At 65.4% G+C, this 20,782-nt stretch carries 18 protein-coding genes; 12 read left to right on the forward strand and 6 right to left on the reverse strand.

What is annotated here, in order from left to right; all coding sequences use genetic code 11:
• Positions 1 to 120 precede the first annotated feature (120 nt).
• From LPA37_RS18640 to LPA37_RS18660, 5 genes are all read right to left on the reverse strand, one after another.
• Positions 121 to 1,740 carry a methyl-accepting chemotaxis protein gene (locus LPA37_RS18640; RefSeq protein WP_228982455.1) on the reverse strand — a complete coding sequence of 540 codons (1,620 nt, stop codon included), beginning with the start codon at positions 1,738 to 1,740 and terminating at the stop codon, positions 121 to 123.
• A 79-nt stretch (positions 1,741 to 1,819) separates the two neighbouring features.
• The gene (gene leuD / locus LPA37_RS18645; protein WP_229013330.1) at positions 1,820 to 2,455 is read right to left on the reverse strand and encodes a 3-isopropylmalate dehydratase small subunit; all 636 of its coding nucleotides are present in this window, start codon (positions 2,453 to 2,455) and stop codon (positions 1,820 to 1,822) included.
• Positions 2,455 to 3,882: a 3-isopropylmalate dehydratase large subunit gene (leuC, locus tag LPA37_RS18650; RefSeq protein WP_229013306.1), complete on the reverse strand. Its 1,428-nt coding sequence runs from the start codon at positions 3,880 to 3,882 to the stop codon at positions 2,455 to 2,457. The genes leuD and leuC overlap by 1 nt, the downstream gene beginning before the upstream one ends.
• A 121-nt stretch (positions 3,883 to 4,003) precedes the next feature.
• Positions 4,004 to 5,392 carry an MFS transporter gene (locus LPA37_RS18655; protein WP_229013307.1) on the reverse strand — a complete coding sequence of 463 codons (1,389 nt, stop codon included), beginning with the start codon at positions 5,390 to 5,392 and terminating at the stop codon, positions 4,004 to 4,006.
• 213 nt (positions 5,393 to 5,605) lie between these two features.
• Positions 5,606 to 6,697, reverse strand: coding sequence for a porin (locus LPA37_RS18660; RefSeq protein WP_228982460.1), 1,092 nt, complete (start codon positions 6,695 to 6,697; stop codon positions 5,606 to 5,608).
• A 313-nt stretch (positions 6,698 to 7,010) separates the two neighbouring features.
• Between LPA37_RS18660 and LPA37_RS18665 the strand changes: the two genes are divergently transcribed.
• From LPA37_RS18665 to LPA37_RS18720, 12 genes are all read left to right on the forward strand, one after another.
• Complete coding sequence (locus LPA37_RS18665) at positions 7,011 to 7,589, forward strand: UbiX family flavin prenyltransferase (RefSeq protein WP_228982462.1); 579 nt, start codon at positions 7,011 to 7,013, stop codon at positions 7,587 to 7,589.
• Between the two features lie 205 nt (positions 7,590 to 7,794).
• Positions 7,795 to 8,982 carry an FAD-dependent monooxygenase gene (locus LPA37_RS18670; RefSeq protein ID WP_228982465.1) on the forward strand — a complete coding sequence of 396 codons (1,188 nt, stop codon included), beginning with the start codon at positions 7,795 to 7,797 and terminating at the stop codon, positions 8,980 to 8,982.
• A 28-nt stretch (positions 8,983 to 9,010) separates the two neighbouring features.
• Complete coding sequence (locus LPA37_RS18675) at positions 9,011 to 9,541, forward strand: VOC family protein (protein ID WP_228982467.1); 531 nt, start codon at positions 9,011 to 9,013, stop codon at positions 9,539 to 9,541.
• Positions 9,538 to 10,899 (forward strand): fumarylacetoacetase, encoded by a 1,362-nt coding sequence (gene fahA, locus LPA37_RS18680; protein ID WP_229013308.1) that lies wholly within the window; start codon positions 9,538 to 9,540, stop codon positions 10,897 to 10,899. Before LPA37_RS18675 ends, fahA begins: the two co-directional genes overlap by 4 nt.
• Positions 10,896 to 11,663 (forward strand): alpha/beta fold hydrolase, encoded by a 768-nt coding sequence (locus LPA37_RS18685; RefSeq protein WP_229013309.1) that lies wholly within the window; start codon positions 10,896 to 10,898, stop codon positions 11,661 to 11,663. The genes fahA and LPA37_RS18685 overlap by 4 nt, the downstream gene beginning before the upstream one ends.
• A 48-nt stretch (positions 11,664 to 11,711) precedes the next feature.
• Positions 11,712 to 12,530, forward strand: a complete 819-nt coding sequence (locus LPA37_RS18690) for an FAD binding domain-containing protein (protein WP_229013310.1) — start codon at positions 11,712 to 11,714, stop codon at positions 12,528 to 12,530.
• 16 nt (positions 12,531 to 12,546) lie between these two features.
• Positions 12,547 to 13,014, forward strand: coding sequence for an SRPBCC family protein (locus LPA37_RS18695; protein ID WP_228982474.1), 468 nt, complete (start codon positions 12,547 to 12,549; stop codon positions 13,012 to 13,014).
• A gap of 59 nt (positions 13,015 to 13,073) precedes the next feature.
• A complete protein-coding gene (locus LPA37_RS18700; RefSeq protein WP_229013311.1) occupies positions 13,074 to 13,583 on the forward strand; it encodes a (2Fe-2S)-binding protein in 510 nt (169 codons plus the stop codon).
• Entirely contained in the window at positions 13,580 to 15,916 is a 2,337-nt protein-coding gene (locus tag LPA37_RS18705; protein WP_229013312.1) for a xanthine dehydrogenase family protein molybdopterin-binding subunit, read from the forward strand. Before LPA37_RS18700 ends, LPA37_RS18705 begins: the two co-directional genes overlap by 4 nt.
• 11 nt (positions 15,917 to 15,927) lie before the next feature.
• Positions 15,928 to 16,653, forward strand: coding sequence for an enoyl-CoA hydratase/isomerase family protein (locus tag LPA37_RS18710; protein WP_229013313.1), 726 nt, complete (start codon positions 15,928 to 15,930; stop codon positions 16,651 to 16,653).
• 112 nt (positions 16,654 to 16,765) lie between these two features.
• A complete protein-coding gene (locus LPA37_RS18715; protein WP_228982480.1) occupies positions 16,766 to 18,331 on the forward strand; it encodes a UbiD family decarboxylase in 1,566 nt (521 codons plus the stop codon).
• A 105-nt stretch (positions 18,332 to 18,436) separates the two neighbouring features.
• Positions 18,437 to 19,369, forward strand: coding sequence for a LysR family transcriptional regulator (locus LPA37_RS18720; RefSeq protein WP_228982482.1), 933 nt, complete (start codon positions 18,437 to 18,439; stop codon positions 19,367 to 19,369).
• Between the two features lie 15 nt (positions 19,370 to 19,384).
• Here the strand turns inward: LPA37_RS18720 and LPA37_RS18725 are convergent, their stop codons facing one another.
• The gene (locus LPA37_RS18725) at positions 19,385 to 20,407 is read right to left on the reverse strand and encodes an XdhC family protein (RefSeq protein WP_229013314.1); all 1,023 of its coding nucleotides are present in this window, start codon (positions 20,405 to 20,407) and stop codon (positions 19,385 to 19,387) included.
• Positions 20,408 to 20,782: the final 375 nt, after the last annotated feature.

The following is a 20,782-nucleotide window of genomic DNA, read 5'->3' on the forward strand; positions in this document are numbered from 1 at the left end:
TCGCGCTGCACGACTTTGGCTGTGACCCCGTCGGGCTGGCTTCTTCGTCGATTGCGAGAGTATCGGACCGGGAAGTGACGACGCACCCAGGCAGTACGAGAAATAACGCCAGCGCCCGCGTCAGCCAGCCGCCTCCAGCCGGAATACGGCAACCTGCCGCCCAAGCTCCCGTGAGTGTTGATCGAGCGCCTGTGCGGCCGCGCTCGCCTGCTCGACGAGCGCGGCATTTTGCTGCGTAACCGAATCCATGAGACCAAGCGCCGCGTCGACCTGCTCAAAGCCCGTGCGCTGCTCGTCAGCTGCATCGACGATCCCGTTCATGATCGCCGCGAAACGCTCCGAGGCCTGAAGCACGTCATGCATCGCGTGCCCGGCGTCGACGACCAGCGCGGTGCCATCGGCCGCCGCGCTGACCGAATCCGCGATCAGCTGGCCGATTTCCTTCGCAGCCGTCGATGCATGCTGCGCAAGCTCGCGTACCTCGGCGGCGACAACCGCGAAACCCCGTCCCTGGGCGCCGGCACGCGCCGCCTCGACCGCCGCATTGAGCGCCAGAATGTTGGTCTTGAACGCTATGCCCTCGATGATGCCGGTGATATCGGCGATCCTGCGCGAACCCGTATCGACGCGGGTCATCGTGCCGCGCATCCGGTCGATTACCTCGTTGCCGTTCTGTGCGGCGAGCGATGCTTCCCCGGCGAGCGTTCGGGCCTGCTGCGCATGCTCGACGTTCTGCCTGACGGTTGCGGTCAGCTCGCTCATGCTGGCCGCGGTCTCTTCCAGCGAGGCAGCCTGCTCTTCGGTGCGTGACGACAAATCGAGCGTTCCAGCCGCAATCTCGTGAGTCGCCACACCGATCGACTGGCAACTGCCGCGCACCGCGTCCACCGTCTGCGCAAGCTGCGCCTGCATCGCACGAAGGCCCTGCAGCAGCATCCCCATCTCGTCCCCGCGATGGCTTGCGATATGCCGGCTCAAATCTCCCGTGGCGATCGCATCGAAATGCGCGAGTGCATCCTTTAACGGTGTCATGATCGCGCGGCGCAATGAGACCCAGCTCCATACCGCGGCCAGTACGCCAGACACGATCATCGCCACCGAGGCCACGAAGAATGCCCTGAAATACCGTTGGGCATCTTCGTAACTGCGCTTCGCATTCGCATACAGCGTGCGCTTCAACTGTTCGTTCGCGGCGCTCATGTCGTTGAAGAGCGGACTGAGCTGTGAGGTGCCGATGCGCTCGGCCGTCGCACGGTCATGCGCCTTGAGTGCGTCGATAAATGCGCTCATCGCCTGGCGCATCGCGTTGCGGCGCCCGCTCGCCGCGTCGATGAACGTCTCCTCGCCCGCTTCGTGCGGCTCGTCGACGAAGCGACGCCATGCGTCGTCGGACTGCCGGAAAAACTCGCTCGCGTGCTGGATCTGATTCTGGGCACGCACATCGTCGAGCTGCACCATCGCCCCACCGAGCACGAGCCGTGTGCGCGCGATCAGCAGTTCCGCGTCTCCGATATGAATGGCGGCAGTCAGCTTGTTTTCGTAAGTATCGCGAGTCGCACGGTTCGCGCGGTAGCCGCCGGCGAGTCCGATCGCACCGATCGCAAGCATCAGCACGGCCAGCACGCCGACCGTGAGCGCGATACGCGCCTGGAGCGACAGCGACCTGCCGCGCCCGGCTGCGCGCATCGGGACGACATCGTCGCGGGGCGAAACTGCATCGGCTATCAGGGTTTGCGTCATGGGAGTGAGCCTGTCGTTCGTGTTCTTTCGTGATCTGACTGATGTCGTGAGGGTCATCCCGACTGTGTTGCGCAACGGTTCATCGCAGCCAGGGCGAGCGTTGCAGATGGGTGGCCTCGAACTCGCGAATCCGGTCGGCGAACACAAGCGTCGCACCGGTTTCGTCGAGTCCTTCGAGCAGCAGCGTTTTCAGCGCGGGCGCAATGTCGAACGACAGCGCGTCGCCGGCCGGCGTGGTCACGGTCTGCGACGCGAGGTCGACGTGCAGCCGGAAACCGGGTGTCGCCTCGACGTCGCGCAACAGTCGTTCAATCCGCGCCGCGCCGAGCACGACGGGCAGCAGGCCGTTCTTGCAGCAGTTGTTGAAGAAGATATCGGCGAAGCTTTCCGCAACCAGCACGCGAAAGCCGTATTGATGAAGCGCCCACGGCGCGTGCTCGCGCGAACTGCCGCAGCCGAAGTTGCGCCGTGTCAGCAACACCGACGCCTCCGCGTATCGTGGCAGATTCAGTACAAAATCCGCCTCGGGCTGACGTGTTCCGGCCGGCTTGCCGTAGTAGCCCGGGTCACGATAGCGCCACGCGTCGAACAGGTGGGGACCGAAACCGGTGCGCGCAATCGACTTCATGAACTGCCTGGGGATGATCGCGTCGGTGTCGACGTTCTCACGATCGAGTGGCGCAACGAGCCCTTCGTGGCTGACGAACGGTTCCATCATCGCCCTCCCGCCGCGGCGAGCAGCGTGCGCACGTCGGTGAAGCGACCCGCGAGCGCCGCCGCGGCAGCCATCGCGGGGCTCACGAGATGCGAACGGCCGCCTGCACCCTGGCGGCCTTCGAAGTTCCGGTTCGAGGTCGAGGCGACGCGCTCGCCCGGTTCGAGCCGGTCGGGATTCATCGCGAGACACATCGAACAGCCCGGCTCGCGCCATTGAAAACCGGCCGCACCGAAAACTTCGTGCAGCCCCTCCTCCTCGGCATGCCGCTTGACCGCCTGTGACCCCGGCACCGCGAGCGCGAGTCGCACGTTCGGTGCAATCCGGCCGCCGGCCGCACGCAGCACATTGGCCGCCGCACGCAGGTCCTCGATGCGTCCGTTGGTACATGAGCCGATGAACACCTTGTCGATCGCGATCTCGCTCATCGGTGTGCCGGACACGAGACCCATGTAGTCGAGTGCGCGTGCATACGACGCGCGCCGGCCCGGATCGTCGACGCGCTGTGGATCGGGCACGCACTGGGCGATGCCGACGACCATTTCGGGCGAGGTCCCCCACGTCACCTGCGGCGAAAGACCGGAAACGTCAAGCCGGAATTCGGCGTCGAAGCGTGCGTCGTCATCCGAACGCAACTGGCGCCAGACGCGCGCCGGGCGCTCCCAGTCGGCGCCCCGCGGCGCATAAGGCCGCGCGCGGCAATAGTCGAGCGTGATGTCGTCGACGGCGATCAGACCCGCGCGTGCACCCGCCTCGATCGACATGTTGCACAAGGTCATGCGCCCTTCCATCGACAGCGCGCGCACCACGGGCCCCGCGAATTCGATCGCATAGCCGGTGGCCCCCGCCGTGCCGAGCTTGCCGATCAGCGCAAGTGCCACGTCCTTCGCGACACAGCCCGCAGGCAACGTGCCGTCGATCGTCACCCGCATCGTGCGGCTGCGCCGCGTGAGCAGGGTCTGCGTGCCAAGCACGTGTTCGATCTCCGACGTGCCAATGCCGAACGCGAGGGCACCAAACGCGCCATGCGTGCTCGTATGCGAATCGCCGCAGACGATGGTCATGCCCGGCAGCGTGCTGCCGAGCTCGGGCCCGACGACATGGACGATGCCCTGGCGCTCGTCGTCCATGCCGAAATGCGTGATGCCGCTACGCGCGCAGTTCGCGCGCAACGCATCGACCTGGATGCGCGACACCGGATCGGCGATGCCCGCGCGCCGGTCGGTGGTCGGTACGTTGTGGTCCGCGACCGCGAGACTGCCCGACGGCCGCCACACCGGGCGCCCTTGCAGCCGCAATGATTCAAATGCCTGCGGACTCGTCACCTCGTTGAGCAGATGCCGGTCGATATAGAGCGTCACCGTGCCGTCCGCATCGGTGCGAACCGTATGGGCGTCGAAAATCCTGTCGTAGAGCGTCTGGCTCATCGGAATGGGTCCTGGCGATGACCGGGCCGCCCGGCCGCCGGCATCGCCGTTGCAGGGGTGTCCCGGAATCCTGTGGAGTTGGCTGCCTCGATGCGCAGCTATCGCGCTCGTCGCGCGCTGCTCACGAATCGCCCAGCGCGGAGTGCCGCAATGGATCGACGACGGTTGTCTGGGCAGCACGCTGCGCGCCGAAACGCGTGCGGTACAGAAGCGCGAGCACGGCCGAAAACACGGCGACGATCAGGAACAGCAGCGCCGCGGCATGAAACAGCTGCGCGACAGGCAGATGCATCGACAACAACAGGCCGCCGATGACCGGCCCCGACACCGAGCCGATCTTGCCCACCGAGATCGCACTGCCGACACCCGCCGAACGGAACGCGGTCGGGTAGATCATGCCGGCTACCGCATAGAGGCCGTATTGCGCCCCGACCACGCAAAAGCCCGTCGCGAACACGGCCAGCATCAGCCATCCCTCGGACGAGCCGTGGCCGAGCAGCGCAACGACCGGACAGCCGATCGCGGGCAGCGAAATGATCGCCAGCACGCCGTGCCGGTCGACGAAGCGGCACAGGATCAACCCGCCGAGTACGCCGCCGACCGAGAACATCGTCGTGATGATGCCCGCGCCGCCCGGGTCGATGCCGAGGCCTTCCATCAGGATCGGCAACCAGTTCTGCAGGAAATAGAGCGCCATCGAGTTCACGATGAACACGATCCAGAGGAGCGGCGTGATCGCGGCGAGACCGTCCGAGAAAATCAGCTTCAGCACGAAGCGCGGCTTTTCCTGCACTTCGCCCGCGACGAACTGCGCGTCGGACGGAATCTGCAGTTCGGGACGCAGCCGCGCGACGAGTTTGCGCACCGTCTCGACGCTGCGCTGCCGGACAACCAGCAGCTTCGCCGATTCGGGCAGCGTGAAGATCAGCAGCACCGCCACCAGCAGCGAGCCCACGCCGCCCAGCACGAACATGACGGGCCAGCCGAAGCGTGAAATCAACGCCGACGAGACGAGCCCGCCCGAACCCGCGCCGATCGAGAAGCCCGAAAACATCAACGTGACCCACGTCGCGCGCAGGCGTTTCGGCGCGTATTCAGCGACGAGCGCGACAGAATTGGGAATCACGCCGCCCATGCCGATGCCGGCAAGAAAGCGCAGCAGCATCAGTTCGTGCAGCGAGGTAGCCCATACCGATACGAGCGTGAGCGCGCCGAAGAACAGGCCGCCCAGAATAATCGCCTTCTTGCGGCCGAGCCGGTCGCCAAGATAGCCGAAGACAAATGAACCGATCAGCGTGCCGAACAGGCCGGCGCCGAACACGGATCCGAAGGCCCCGCGCGCGACGTGCCATTCCTTGATGATCGCGGGCGCCGCAAACGAGACAGCGGTCTGGTCGTAACCGTCCATCAGCATGATGAGGAAACACCAGAACAGCAGACCGACGGCGAACCGCCCCGTCTTCTGCTCTTCTATCAGTGTCGCGATGTTGAAAGTCCGGTCTGCTTGCATGTATCTTCCATTTGCTCGTCGTCAGGCGAGGCCCCTTGCCGGGATGCGTGTGCCTGTGCCATTGCTCTTCATGCCTCGCGGCACCGCCGCCCGCGGAGTCACAATATATGACGTCGCGGGCAACGGCAGAATCAAAAAGTCGCGATGAAGAGATAGAAAAAAGTGAATAAAGCCGTCGCCATCCTCATCTCACCGCTCCATATCGCCTCCACATCAGAACATGTGATTGACGCCAATCCGCGCCACGGTCTGGCTACCCGTGCTCGACGCGTTATAGCCAAACTGCGCCGCCTGCGCGTTCGGCCCCGAGGCCCGCTCGAAGCCGACGCCCGCGTAGATCTGCGTGCTCTTCGACAGATAGTGGGTCAGGAACAGGTTGTACTGGTTGAACGCCAGATCCTCGAACGTCGAATGATCGAATGAGAGACCGAGAATATAGAAACGCGCGCCTCCGCTCAGATCGATGTTCACGCCGGCCTGGTAATTGTGCAGCGACGCCGAGCCCTGGCTGTTTTCGAGCTTGACGTCCGAATACGTGGCATGGGGCGTGAAGTTGCCGATCTTCACCGAGCCGGCGATCGCGAGCGTGCTGTAGCGGCTCGCGTTGAACGACGTGCCCGCGCCCAGCTTCTGGCCGAGCAGCGAGGTGATGCTGAAGGTGCCGAATACATCGGCCGTACGGTTGTGCGACATCGTGTATGCAGCGCCGATCCTGACGACCCCGTTCCCGTACTGCGCACCGGCGCTGTACTGCCGCCCGGCGCTAAAGTCGCCTGACTGGTTGCCGAAGCCATTCATCACGCCCGCCTGAAAGCCGCGGTAGTTGATCGTCTCGTACTTCACGGCATTGTTCATCGCATGCGTGTTGGCGAGACCGTCGAGGTTGCCCGGCGTGTAGAACGACGAGATGCCCGGCACTGAGTTGTTCAGCGCCCCGACGTACTGGTACACGTAGTCGTTGATGTTGCCGAGGCTCAGCGAACCCCAACGGTCATTGGAGACACCTACGTACGCGTTGCGATTGAAGAAGCTGGTCGGATTGATCTGCGCGCCCGTGTTGCTCAGGAAGCCCGATTCGAGCCGGGCGAACGCCGTGTTGCCGCCGCCCAGGTCTTCCTTGACGAGAAAGCCGAAGCGGTCGGGCGTACGTTTGCCGGCGGACTCCTGGATCAGGCTCTTGCCCTTCGAATTCGATACATAGTCGATGCCGGCATCCACGCTGCCGTAGATCGTGACGGACGACTGCGCCCAGGCGGGACAGCTCAGGAGCGCGGCGCAGGCGCCGGCGATTAAACGTGTTCTCAACGGTAGTCTCCAATATTTTTATCAGCCACCGGACGCTGGCTGGCGTCGGCACTTGCGCGCATCACGAAGGGTCTGCTGCCGCGGTGCATTTCACACACCGCCCCTTCTGCATGCTGCGCGAAGTGTAGCCGCTTCATTTCCGCTTTTGAATCGCGAATTGTTTATCAATTAATAGAACAAAATGAATACTGGGCCAGGGTATTTACCAGTCTGCCTTCAAAATACGTATTACACCGCTTTAGCAATGCGTATTTACCGTGCTAACATCCGCCGCGTTAACGCGCTGAAACAACCGCATATCGGAGATATCAGAATGCAGATCAGAGCATTACCGCCCCGGCGCATGATCGTGGGCATTAGCGGCGCGTCCGGCGTCCTGTATGGAGTGAGACTGCTGCAGCTACTCCGGCAGCTCGACATCGAGTCGCATCTGGTGATGAGCCGGTCGGCCCAGGTCACACTGGCGCACGAATCCACCTACAGCGTCGCCGACGTGCGCGCGCTCGCCACCGTCAGCTATTCGAACACCGACATCGGCGCCGCGATCTCGAGCGGCTCGTTCCCGGTCGCGGGGATGATCGTGGCGCCCTGCTCGATCAAGACGCTGTCCGAAGTCGCGACAGGCGTGACGAGCGGCCTGCTGTCGCGCGCCGCTGACGTCACACTGAAGGAGCGCCGCCGGCTCGTGCTGATGGTGCGCGAAACACCGCTCCACCTCGGCCATCTGCGCAGCATGACGAGCGTGACCGAAGCGGGCGCGATCGTCTATCCGCCCGTGCCGGCCTTCTACGCCAACCCCGAATCGCTCGACGACATGGTCGATCACACCCTCGGCCGCGTACTCGACCTGTTCGGCATCGAGACTTCGGTGGTGCATCGCTGGGGCATGTGAGTACATGGCGAGGCATTGCGTCCGCTGCCTCCCCGATTATCAAAATTGATTAATGATTCATTCGGATTATTTTGCTTCTTTAGTGCCAGGCGTTGATTTAAAGTCCTTCCATTGTCATCGGGACCGGCATTTAAAAGATTTATCGATTGATTGATAAATTAACCCGATAAAAGGCGCCCACCACACAAAGAGGTTGAATCGTCGAATGAAGATCGTTATTGCAGGTGCCGGTATCGGCGGATTGACGGCCGGAGCCGCTTTGCTGAAAAAAGGCTTCGATGTCACCATTCTCGAACAGGCGCAGGCGCTAAAGGAAATCGGCGCGGGCGTTCAGCTCAGTCCGAATGCGACGCGCGTGCTGTACCGGATCGGTGTCGGCGACACCCTCGAAGGACTCGCCTGCGAGCCCCCCGGCAAGCGTGTACGACTCTGGAACACCGGTCAGACATGGCGCCTGTTCGATCTCGGCGCAGCCTCGCGCGAAGTGTACGGCTACCCCTATTTCACGCTGCATCGCGCCGATCTGCATCAGGCGCTCGCCGATGCCGTGTACGCGCTCAGTCCGGATGCGATCCGGCTCGGCGAAAAAGTCGAAGGCATCAGGCAGACCGGCGGCAAGGTCGAAGTGCAGACGGTCGCGGGCACGGTGTACGAGGCCGATCTGCTGATCGGCGCGGACGGCGTCCACTCGCGGGTGCGCCGCGCGCTGTTCGGTCCCGACGAGCCGGTTTATTCGGGCGTCATGGCATGGCGCGGCGTGATCGATGCCGAAGCGCTGCCCGAACATCTGCGCACCGCCTACGGCACCAACTGGGTCGGCCCCGGCGCGCACGTCATCCATTACCCGTTGCGCGGCCACAAGCTCGTCAACTTCGTCGGCGCGGTCGAACGCTCGGGCTGGCAGGTCGAATCGTGGTCCGAGCGCGGCACGCTTGCGGAATGCCTGAGCGATTTCCAGGGCTGGCACGAAGACGTCCGCACGCTGATCTCGGCGATCGACATTCCGTATAAATGGGCCTTGATGGTGCGCGAACCGATGGCGCGCTGGAGTTCAGGCAACGCCACGCTGCTCGGCGACGCCTGTCATCCGACCTTGCCGTTCCTCGCCCAGGGCGCCGGCATGGCAATCGAGGACGGCTACCTGATCGCACGCTGCCTTGCACGCTACGAAGACGATTTGCCGCGCGCGCTGGCCCGCTACGAAGCGCTACGGCTCGAACGTACCGCACGCGTGGTGCGCGGATCGGCGGCGAACACCACGCGCTTTCACAATCCGCAACTTGCGCACGCGGAAGGCGCAGCCGAATACGTCGATCGCGAATGGAGCGAGGAGCGCGTCAAGGAGCGCTACAACTGGCTGTTCGAATACAACGTGGATACGGTCGAAGTCTGATCGCCTTCACCGCACAAGGAGACACCGTATGTCCACCCTCCCCCCGATTCTCGGCCTGCATCATTTCGCCTGGCGCTGCCGCAATGCCGAAGAGACGCGTCACTTCTACGAAGACGTGCTCGGCCTGCGACTGGTTCACGTGATCCGCCTCGACCGCGTGCCGAGCACCGGCGAATATTGCCCATACGTGCACGTATTCTTCGAAATGGCGGATGGCTCCAACATCGCCTTCTTCGATCTCGGCGACGACACGGCCGCGGAGCCATCGCCGAATACGCCGCCGTGGGTGAACCACATCGCGCTGCGCCTGTCGTCACTCGACGAACTCGAAACGATGAAGCAACGCCTGATCGAACACGGCATCGAAGTGCTCGGCGTGACCGATCACCACTTCGTGCGCTCGATCTATTTCTTCGACCCGAACGGCTTCCGTCTCGAACTGACGGTACCGGTGGCGCCCGCCGAAACGCTGGCCGGCTATAGAATGCAGGCTCGCTCCGCGCTCGACGCGTGGACGGAAGAACGACAAAACGCGGTATCGGAGACGCGTTCGGCATGACTACCCTGAATTCCACACACGATCCAGCCCGGCGCAGCTGGATCGAATCGGCCAATCTGCCCGGCGCGGATTTCCCGGTTCAGAACCTGCCGTTCGGCGTTTTCGAGCGCGACGGTAAAGCGCGCTGCGGCGTCGCGATCGGAGAGCACGCCGTCGACCTGCGTGCGCTGCATGATGCCGGGCTGCTTGACGGCGACGCCGCGCTCGCCTGTGCCGCGGCTGGCGGCGACAGCCTGAAGCCGTTGATGGCGATGGAGCCGCGTTACGCGAGCGCGCTGCGCCGCGCGCTATCCGACCTGCTGCGTAGCGACGCGCCGCAACTCGCCCGCATCCAGCAGCGCGCCGACGCGCTGCTGCCGCGTCTGGCCGACGTGACGCCGCGGTTGCCGTGCGAGATCGGCGACTACACCGATTTCCTGACGTCGCTGCACCACACCGAACGGCATGGCCGCTACAAGGGCCTGGCCGATCCGTTGCCGGCCGCGTTCAAGTCGCTGCCGATCGCCTATCACGGCCGCGCCTCGTCGCTGCGTGTGAGCGGCGGCGACGTGCGCCGCCCGCACGGCCAGTATCGCGACGCACATGGCGAAGTGCGTTTCGGCCCGGCGCCCGCGCTCGATTTCGAACTCGAGCTGGCGGCGTTGATCGGCCGCGGCAACCCGCTCACGCAGCCGGTTCCGGTCGATGCGGCGCGCGATCATATCTTCGGCTATTGCCTGTTGAACGACTGGTCCGCGAAGAGCATTCAATGGTTCGAGCAGGTGCTCGGCCCGTTTCTCGGCAAGAGTTTTCATTCGAGCCTGTCGCCGTGGATCGTCACCGGGGAAGCGCTGGCGCCATTCCGCAAGCCGGCTGCACCACGCGGCGCGGGCGATCCGGCGATCCTGCCGCACCTCCATGGCGCGCTCGATCAGGCAAGCGGCGGCCTCGATCTCGAACTCGAAGCGCTTCTGTCGACCGCGCGGCTCCGCGAAGCCGGTGCGGCACCTGTGCGGATCACGCAAACGCATCTCGACAACCTGTACTGGACCTTTGCGCAGATGGTCGCGCATCACACCAGCAACGGCTGCAATCTGCGCACCGGCGACCTGCTCGGCAGCGGCACGATTTCCGGCGCCGCCGACGTATCGCGCGCCTGCCTGACCGAACTGAGCAACGCGGGCAAGAACCCGCTCGCCCTGCCCAACGGCGAAACCCGCACGGCGCTCGAGGACGGCGACGAAATCGTGCTGCGCGCACGGGCCAGCAGGCCCGGCGCGGTGACGATCGGCTTCGGCGAATGCCGCGGGCGGATCGCACCGGCGCTCGAACTGAACTATCCCGACGCGCCCGTGCGCCACGAGGAGTCGCACGCATGACGACGCTCAACGGCTTCGTGCAACTCGGCCATGGTCCGCGCAAGGTGTTCGTGCTGAGCGGCTGGTTCGGCAGCTCGAAGGACTGGCAGGCGCTGACGCCGGCGCTCAACCTCGACAGCTTCACCTACGTGTTCTTCGACTACCGCGGTTACGGCCGCTCGCTGGAACGCGACGGCGAATTCACCTTCGAGGAAGCCGCGCAGGACGTGCTCGTACTCGCCGACCATCTCGACTGGGATCGCTTCAGCCTGATCGGCCATTCGATGGGCGGCATGGCGATGCAGCGCGTGCTGCTCGCGGCGCCGCAGCGGGTCGAACGGATGGCGGGTGTGTCGGCCGTTCCCGCGTGCGGTTCGCGGATGGACGAGACGCGTGTCGCCGGGTTTCGCGCCGCGGTCGACGACGTCGCCAGACGCGCCGCGATCATCGCGTACTCGACCGGCAATCGTCTCGCGCCGCGCTGGAGCGCGCACCTGGCCGGCGAATCGGCAAGGCTGTCGAGCCGCGAAGCATTCGCGGGCTATCTGCCGCAGTGGGCGATGCACGACTTCTCCGCTGAGGTCGCGGGCAACACGGTGCCCGTGAAGCTCTTTATCGGCGAGCACGATCCGACGCTCACCGCCGGATTGATGACCCGCACGTGGCTCGCGTGGTATCCGCGTGCCCAGCTCGAAACGCTGCGCAACGCGGGACACTACGCGATGTATGAAGTACCGGTCGCGCTTGCCACGGCGCTCGAAGACTGGCTGAAACAGACGGCCTGACCATACCGGCCGCGTGCCGTGGTCCGGCCCGCGACTGCAGGAGACTCCATGTACGAGACCACCTACCTTCGGGCAAGCTCACTGGACGAAGCGCTCGCCTGGCTGCGCGAACATGAGGAAGCCCGCCCGCTGTCCGGCGGCATGACGCTGATCCCCACCCTCAAGCAGCGGCTCGCGGCGCCCTCGCATCTGCTCGATCTCACGCGGATCGAGGCGTTGCGCGGCATCAGCGTGGCCGACGGCGTGCTGCGGGTCGGCGCGCTGACGAAACATGCCGAAGTCGCGGCTTCGCCAGTGGTCGCCGCGGCGATCCCGGCGCTCGCGCAACTGGCCAGTGTGATCGCCGATCCCCAGGTGCGCAATCGCGGGACGATGGGCGGCTCGGTCGCGAACAACGATCCGGCAGCGGACTACCCGTCGGCGGTGCTGGCGCTCGATGCCAGGGTGGTCACTTCAGCGCGGCGCGTCGCCGCCGACGATTTCTTCGTCGACACCTTCGAAACCGTGCTCGGTGCCGATGAACTGGTGACGGCGCTCGAATTCGCGATCCCGTTGCGTGCCGCCTACGCAAAGTTTCGCCAGCCGGCTTCGGGTTACGCCGTGGTCGGCGTTTTTATCGCGCAGTACGCCGATGCGGTGCGCGTTGCCGTGACCGGCGCGGGCGCTTCGGTGTTCCGCTGGTCTGACGCCGAAGCGGCACTGTCGGCTGATCTGTCGGAAGCGTCGCTGGCCCCGCTCAAGGTCGACCCGTCGACGCTGCCCGACGACGACAACGCCTCCGCCGCGTATCGCGCGCATCTGATCGAAACCTACACACATCGCGCCTTACAGGCGCTGCTCGCGCAATCGTTGCGCCAGCCCGCTTAATTCAGGAGACACAAGGATGGAATTCACCGGATCGCAGACCATCGCCGCATCGCGCGAAGCGGTATGGAAAGGATTGAACGACGCGGCCGTGCTGCAGGCATGCGTGCCCGGCTGCGAGGCGTTCACGGCGGACAGCGACGACGAGTTCAAGGCCGTCGTGGTCGCGTCGGTCGGCCCCGTCAAGGCCCGCTTCAAGGGCACGCTGCTGCTTTCCGAACGCGATGCGCCGAACGGCTACCGGATCGTCGGTCAGGGCGAAGGCGGCATTGCCGGTTTCGGCAAGATGACCGCGGCCGTGATGCTCGCCGACGCGCAGGAAGGCGGCACCCTGCTCACCTACGTCGCCGAGGCGCAGGTCGGCGGCAAGCTCGCGCAGATCGGCTCGCGGCTCGTCACATCGGTCGCGAACAAGCTGGCGAGCGAGTTCTTCAAGCGCTTCAACGCCACGCTGAGCGCGCCGGCGGATGCCGTCGACGCGCAGTGAGCTTTGTTCCGGCGTGCCGCTGCGTGCGCGCGTCCGGACGACACAGAACAGGGTGAACCATGGTTGAAGTCCAATTGCAGGTCAACGGCGTCGAAGTCCGGCGCGAAGTGCCCGACCACACGCTGCTGGTCGAATTTCTGCGCGAGACGCTGCGTCTTACCGGCACGCACGTCGGCTGCGACACGAGCCAGTGCGGCGCATGCACGGTCAATCTCGACGGCGTGTCGGTGAAGTCGTGCACGGTACTGGCCGCCCAGGCGAGCGGCGGCACGGTCGCGACCGTGGAAGGATTGCGCGCGGGCGCAGGCAGGACACTCCATCCGGTACAGAACGCGTTCGTTCAGTGTCACGGATTGCAATGCGGCTTCTGCACGCCCGGCATGATCATGTCCGCCGATTTCTATCTGCGCGAGGCACCCGCGCTCGACGACGAGAGCATCTGTCACGCGCTCGAAGGCAACATCTGCCGCTGTACCGGCTATGTCAACATCGTCGAGGCGGTGCGTCACGCCGCCCGCGAGATGTATCCGGAACTGGTTGGCACGCAGCAGGAGGGCCAGCACTCATGATCGGCAAACCGATACCGCGCGTCGAAGACCTTCGCTTCGTGACCGGCAAGGGCCAGTACACCGACGATCTGCACGTCGACGGCCAGCTATACGCGGCCTTCCTGCGTTCGCCGCACGCGCATGCGGCGCTGCGTTCGGTCGACGTCTCGGCCGCTCGCGAAGCACCCGGCGTGATCGCTGTATTGCTCGGCCAGGACTATCTCGACGACGGCTTCCAGGGTGTCGACCACGTACCCAATCCGGTCGACGCGGTGGATGCGACCAGGAAGGCGTTCCTGACTTCGCTGACCGGTTCGATCTTCAATCAATTCCATATCCCGTTGCCGGTCGACCGTGTTCGCTACGTCGGCGAGGCGATCGCGATGGTGATCGCCGAAACGCCGCTGCAGGCGCGCAACGCGACAGAACTGATCGAGGTCGATTACGACGCGCTCGACGCTGTCGTCAACGGCGCCGATGCGATGCGCGACGACGCCCCGCAGCTATGGGAAGGCGCGCCCGGCAATCTGTGCTTTCAGACCCAGATCGGCGAGCGCGAGACCGCACGCGCGATTCTGGCGAACGCCCATCACGTGGTGCGGCGCGAGTTTCATCACAGCCGCGTCGTCAACTGCCAGATGGAGCCGCGCAGCGCGATCGGCGCGTACGACGCGCAGACCGATGCGTACACGCTGATTTCGGGCAGCCAGGGTGCGGTGCGCCAGAAGCTGTGCCTCGCGGCCGCGCTGAAGGTGCCGCCGTCGCAGGTGCGCGTGGTGTGCCCCGACACTGGCGGCGGTTTCGGCCCGCGCTCGTTCATCTATGTCGAGCAGCTCGCGGTGGTATGGGCCGCGCGCCGCGTGGGACGCCCCGTCAAATGGACGAGCGATCGCAGCGAAGCGTTCCTGTCCGACTATCAGGGCCGCGACGCGATCATCCGCTCGGCAATCGGCTTTTCGAAGGACGGCCGCATTCTGGCTATCGACAACGAATGGATCGGCAACGTCGGCGCGCATACCGTGTCGTACGTGCCGATGTCGAACGGCACGCGCATCATGACGACCGTCTACGATGTGCCGGTCGCGGCGGTCCATGTGAGCGCGGTGCTGACCAACACCGTGCCGACCGCGCCGTATCGCGGCGCGGGGCGCCCCGAAGCGACCCACGTGATGGAGCGCATGCTCGATCTCGCGGCGGACGAACTGGGCCTCGAGCGCGCCGAGATCCGCCGCCGCAATCTGGTTTCGCATGACAAGCTGCCGTACCTCAGCCCGATGGGCCTGACCTACGACAGCGGCGAGTTCGCGCGCAACATGGAACGCGCGCTCGTGCTCGCGGAGTGGGACAGCTTCGAGGCGCGGCGCGCGGCCTCGCATGCGAACGGCAAACTGCGCGGCATCGGCCTCGCGAATTACATCGAGTCGCCGGTCGGCGCGCCGCGCGAGCGCATCGAACTGACCGTGCTGCCGGACGGCCGCGTCGATATCGTGTCGGGCACGCAATCGACCGGCCAGGGCCACGAAACCACCTTCGCGCAGGTGATCGCGCAACATCTGGGCGTGCCGATGCAGGCCGTGACGCTGCGCACCGGCGACACCGCGTTCGTGAGCGTCGGCGGCGGCAGCCACTCGGACCGCAGCATGCGGCTCGGCGGCATGCTGCTCGTCGACACCGCCGCGCAGATCGTCGCGACCGGCAAGCGCGTCGCCGCCGTGCTGTTCGGCACGACACCGGAACAGATCCGGTTCGCCGACGGCGATTTTGTCGATGACGCATCGGCGCGCCGCATCGGCCTTTTCGACGTAGCCGGCCAGATCGCCAGCGACGGCCTGCCCGGCGACGCCGCGACGAGGAAGCTCCATGCCGCGGCCGAGGTCAACGCGCGCGTGCCCGCGCACCCGACCGGCGCGGCGGTCTGCGAACTCGAAGTCGATCCGGACACCGGCATCGTCACGCTGCTCAACTACACCTCGGTTGACGACGTCGGCCAGCCGATCAATCCGCTGATCGTCGAAGGCCAGGTGCATGGCGGCCTCGCGCAGGGCATCGGCCAGGCGCTGTCCGAGGGGTGCTATCTGGACCGCGAGACGGGCCAGGTGCTGACCGGCTCCTACATGGATTACGGCATGCCGCGCGCCGGCGCGGTGCCGCCGCTGCGCGTCGAATTGACCGAAGACCCGACGCACGGCAATCCGCTGCGCGTGAAGGGCGGCGGCGAAAGCGGCATCACGCCCGCCACCGCCACGATCTTCAATGCGCTCGCCGATGCCCTCAGGGAATCCGGCAAGGAAGAACTCGCGATGCCCGCCACCCCCAAGGTGGTCTGGGAATTTATCCACCGGCCCGCAGCCTGAAGGAATCCGTCATGTCTACTGAATTCGTTGCCATCCATCGAAACGGCCCACTCGTCGAAATCGTGCTCGACCGTCCGGAGAACGGCAATCTGATCAACGCGGAAATGAGCGATGCGATCATCGCGGCCGTCTCGTCGCTCGACGACGAGGTGAAGCTCGTGCGTATCGGCAGCAGCGGCGCCGACTTCTGCAAGGGCCGCCAGTCGCCGATGCCGGCCGCCGACGCAAAGCCTTCCGCGGAAACGCTGCGCCGCGTGGTCGCCGCCCCGCCGCTCGCACTCTACGATGCGCTCAAGGCGGTGCGCGTGCCGGTGATATCGGTGGTGCGCGGCGCGGCGCTCGGCGTCGGCTGTGCACTCGCCGGCGTGTGCGACGTCGCACTTGCGGCCGACGATGCCGTGTTCCAGATTCCCGAGATGGAGCGCGATATTCCACCGACGCTCGTCATGTCCGCGCTGATCGGCCGCGTGCCGGTGAAAACCGTCGCGCACATGGTCCTGAGCCGCCAGCGGCTGTCCGCCGCCGAGGCGCTGCAGGCCGGGCTCGTGAGCCGCATCGTGCCGGCGGCGAGCCTAGACGCCGAGGCGAACGCGCTCACGCAGACACTGCTCGGCTGCAGCGCGGTGACGCTGCGCGCGGTCAAGCAGTTCCTGCATCTCGCACCGGAGATGTCCGCCACCGGCGCGAGCGGCTTCGCCGCGCATCTGGCGGCCACCGCGTTGTCGGCCCGCTTCTGATTGCCCGCTTCTGATTGAATGAGGCAGCGGCGCGCGCCACGCGGACCGCCGCCTCCGAAACGACGATCCATCGACTACAACACCGCGCGACACGTTGCGCGAGGAGCCCAGATTGAGACCCAGGACAACGATCCCCTCCACCGCGGAAGGTACACCCGCCCCCGACCTCGAACAGTTCCGCCTGCGACGTTTTCTCGAATCGCTCGACGATACCGAACTCGAACGCCATGCAGCGCCGGTCGATCTCGCGGACATTGCCGCGATCATGGAAGGCAACCCGCGCGCGATCTGGTTCGAGCGGCCGTCCGGCGGCACGACGTCGCTCGCCGGCAGCGTCGCCGCGAGCCGCTCGCGGCTTGCAAAGGCATTCGACACGACCCCGCAGCGTCTGCTCGAAACGGTACGTGAACGGCTGCGCGTGAAGGGCAAGCTCGTCGAGGTGAGCCGCGACGAAGCGCCGGTCCAGCAGGTCGTGCTGACCGGCGACGACTGCGACTTCACCGCGCTGCCCGTGCATCTGCAACACGACCTGGACGGCGCGCCGTACATCTCGGCGTCGATCGACTTCGCGGTCGATCCGGAAACCGGCTGGACCAACGTCGGCATCCGCCGGCTGATGCTGCGCGGTCGCCGCACGGCCGGCATCGACCTCGTCGCGCCGTCCGACCTGCGCGCGATCGCCATCGCGCACGCGAAACGCGGCGAGCGCACGCCGATCGCATTCGCGGTGGGCACGCACCCGATCGACCACGTCGGCGCGACGATGCGCATTCCGACCGACGAACTGGAACTCGTCGCCGCGCTGCGCGGCACGCCGATGGGCGTCGTCAAATGCGTGACGAACGACCTGCTCGTTCCCGCCGACGCCGAATTCATTCTCGAAGGCTATCTGGACGAGCGCGGCCACGTCGAACCGGAAGGCCCGTACGGCGAGTTCCTCGGCTACTACGGCGGCGTGAAGACGAACCCGGTGTTCCATCTGACCGCGATCACGCACCGGCGCGACGCGGTGTTCCAGACCTGCACGATCGGCGGCCGCTCGATGGCGCGCACCGATACCGCGCAACTCGCCGCGCTGCGCACTGAAGTCACTGTGTGGCGCGCGCTCGAAACGGCGGTGCGCGAAGTGAAGGCCGTCTACGCGAACCCGGCGACGGGCGGCATGTTCAACGTGCGCATCGCGATGCAGCAGCGGGTGCCCGGCGAAGCGCGCAACGCGATCGCGGCGGTGTTCGCGTCGCTCGCGAACGTGAAGCACGTGTTCGTCGTCGATCCCGACATCGACGTGTTCTCCGACGAGCAGATGGACTGGGCCCTCGCGACGCGCTTCCAGGCCGACCGCGATCTCGTGCTCCAGGACAGCATGCGCGCGATGCCGCTCGACCCGTCGCTGCTCGGCGCGACGAAAACCGCGAAAGCCGGCTTCGACCTCACGCTGCCGCTGCTCGCGCCGGGCGCGCAGCGCGATCTCGAACACCGCGTGCCGACGCCGCCGGCCTGGCAGGGCGCGCGCTTCGATTCGCTCGAAGCAGCGCTCGAACACGGTCCGAAGCGCTTCTCCGAACTGATGGCCGCGACCGGCACGCGCGATGGCCGCGAGGTGGTGCGCTGGCTCGAGGACATCGCGCGGGAACGCGCGCTCTCGCGCGACGCCGAGGGACGCTACGCGTTCGCCTGACGCGCCGGCAACTGCCGCACGGGCGTCCCGACGTGCGGCAGCCGCTGCGGCAGACGGGATAGAATCGGGCTTGCCCAAGCCCGATACACGAAGGATCTGCTGTCGATGAACCTGTCCCTTAAACAACTCAAGGTATTTCTTGGGGTTGCAAACACGTCGAGCTTCACGAAGACCGCACAGAGCATGCATCTGAGCCAGGCGGCGCTCAGTGCGATCATCCGCGAACTGGAAACGCAGTTGCGGTGCCGGTTGCTCGAACGCACGACACGCACCGTGTCGTTGACCGAGGCGGGCCGCGTGTTCTATCCGACCGCGATGAAGATCGTCGAGACGCTCGAAAAATCGGTAACCGAACTGAACGAGCTGGGGCGCCAGAAACAATCGTCGTTGTTGCTGGGCTGCACACCGATGATCGCCGCGAGCCTGATGCCGCCGGTGCTCGCACGCTTCTCGCAGATCTATCCGAACTCGCAGATCGAACTGGTCGACCGGCCGCCGGGCGAACTGGTGCACATGGTCGAGGAAGGGCATCTCGACGCGGCATTCGGCGTGTTCTTCTCGCAGATCTCCGGCATCGACCGCGTGCCGATCTTTCCGACGCGGTTCGTTGCGGTATCGGCAGACAACGGCGCGCTGCTCGGCGCGGCCGCAGCGCGCGGCGGCATCCGCTGGACCGCCCTCGAAGGCCTGCCGTTGATCGCACTACCGAAGGACAATCCACTGCAGCGGCTGATCGAAGCGACGCTCTCGAAAGAGGAAGTGAACGTGAGCCGGCGCATCGTCGTCGGTCATCTTCAGACCGCGATCGCGATGGCGCAGGAAGGGCTCGGCATCGCGATCATGCCGTCGTTCTGCAAGCATATCTGCCGGCATTACCGTGTGAGGATCGACGCGATCCGGCCCGAGGTCGCGCTATCGTTCTACCGGATCACGCGAGTCGGCCGCGATGCACTTGCGGTACTCGACCAGTTCACCGAAATGTTCACCGAAGCCGCGCAGGAACCCGTAGCCGCCATCGCCGACGACGAGCTGGACTGAGTCACTGGCGGTACGTCATGCGGCGCACAACGCATTGACCGACGCGTCGATTTCGCGCGCCGCCTTCGCCCCCTCCACCCGGGACGCCGCCGGCAGCACCACGCCGTTCTTCGCGGCGGTCACTTCGGAGAGGATCGAGAGTGCGATTTCGGGCGGCGTACGGCTGCCGATGTAGATACCTGCCGGCCCATGTAACCGCGCGACCTCGGCTTCGGTCAAGTCAAACTCTTTCAGCCGTTCGCGCCGCGCCGAGTTGTTGCGTCGCGAGCCGAGCGCACCGACGTAGAACGAAGGCGTCTTCAACGCCTCGATCAATGCGAGATCGTCGAGCTTCGGGTCGTGCGTGAGCGCGATCACCGCGCTGCGCTCGTCAAGCTTCATGCCGAGCACCGTATCGTCGGGCATCGTGCGAACGAGCGTCGTGCCGGGTACATCCCACGTATCGGCGTATTCCTCGCGCGGGTCGCACACCGTCACCTGATAATCGAGCCCCACCGCAATCGACGCCAGATAGCACGACAACTGCCCCGAGCCGATCACCAGCATCCGGTAACGCGGACCGTGTATCGTGACGAACCGCTCGCCGTCGAACGCGACACCGTCGGTCGCCTGGGCGGCGGACAGCGTCGCGACACCGGTTGCCATGTCGAGTGTGCGCGCAACGAGCTCACCCGCTTCGACGCGACGGCATAGCGCCGAGATCCCGCGCGCATCGGACAGCGGTTCGAGCATCAGTTCGATCGTGCCGCCGCACGGCAGGCCGAAACGATGTGCGTCGTCCGCGCTGATGCCATATTTGAGTGGCTGCGGCCGGTCCGGTGTCACAGCGTGGCGGCGCACGCGGTCGATCAGATCGTCTTCGATGCAGCCACCCGATACTGAGCCCGCCACGAGGCCGTCGTCGCGAACGACGAGCATCGATCCCTCGGGGCGTGGGGACGAGCCCCACGTCTTCACCACCGTCACCAGCCACGCGCGATGGCCCGCGCCGAGCCAGCGCACGCTGGCCTTGAGGACTTCGAGATTCACGCTGTCCATGATCGTCTCCGGCTGTCGACCGGAGTTGACGCTTTAGCGCGTTACCCTGGTCCCATGCAAGTTGTTGCGGTCCACGCGGGCAACGCAAGTACACATCGCATCGGCCGACATCGCCGGGAAACGACACAAGGCCAACGACAGCAACAAGCATGAGCGCGGAATGAATACCGGACACCACGCGTCCGGGTTTGCCGTCGAGTGTAGAGAAACCGCGTTGCGCGGGGAATCAGCGATTTTCGATCAATCCATCGGGCTGGCCGATCAATGCAGCCGGGTCGTCACCGGAAATACATCGCCATAAACATTACAAATCACTTAAATAAATATATCTATATCAATACGAATATTTCATATTGCCGACAGAAGATCATGCTC

The organism is Paraburkholderia gardini (genome assembly GCF_907164545.1).
Taxonomy (GTDB): Bacteria; Pseudomonadota; Gammaproteobacteria; order Burkholderiales; family Burkholderiaceae; genus Paraburkholderia; species Paraburkholderia gardini.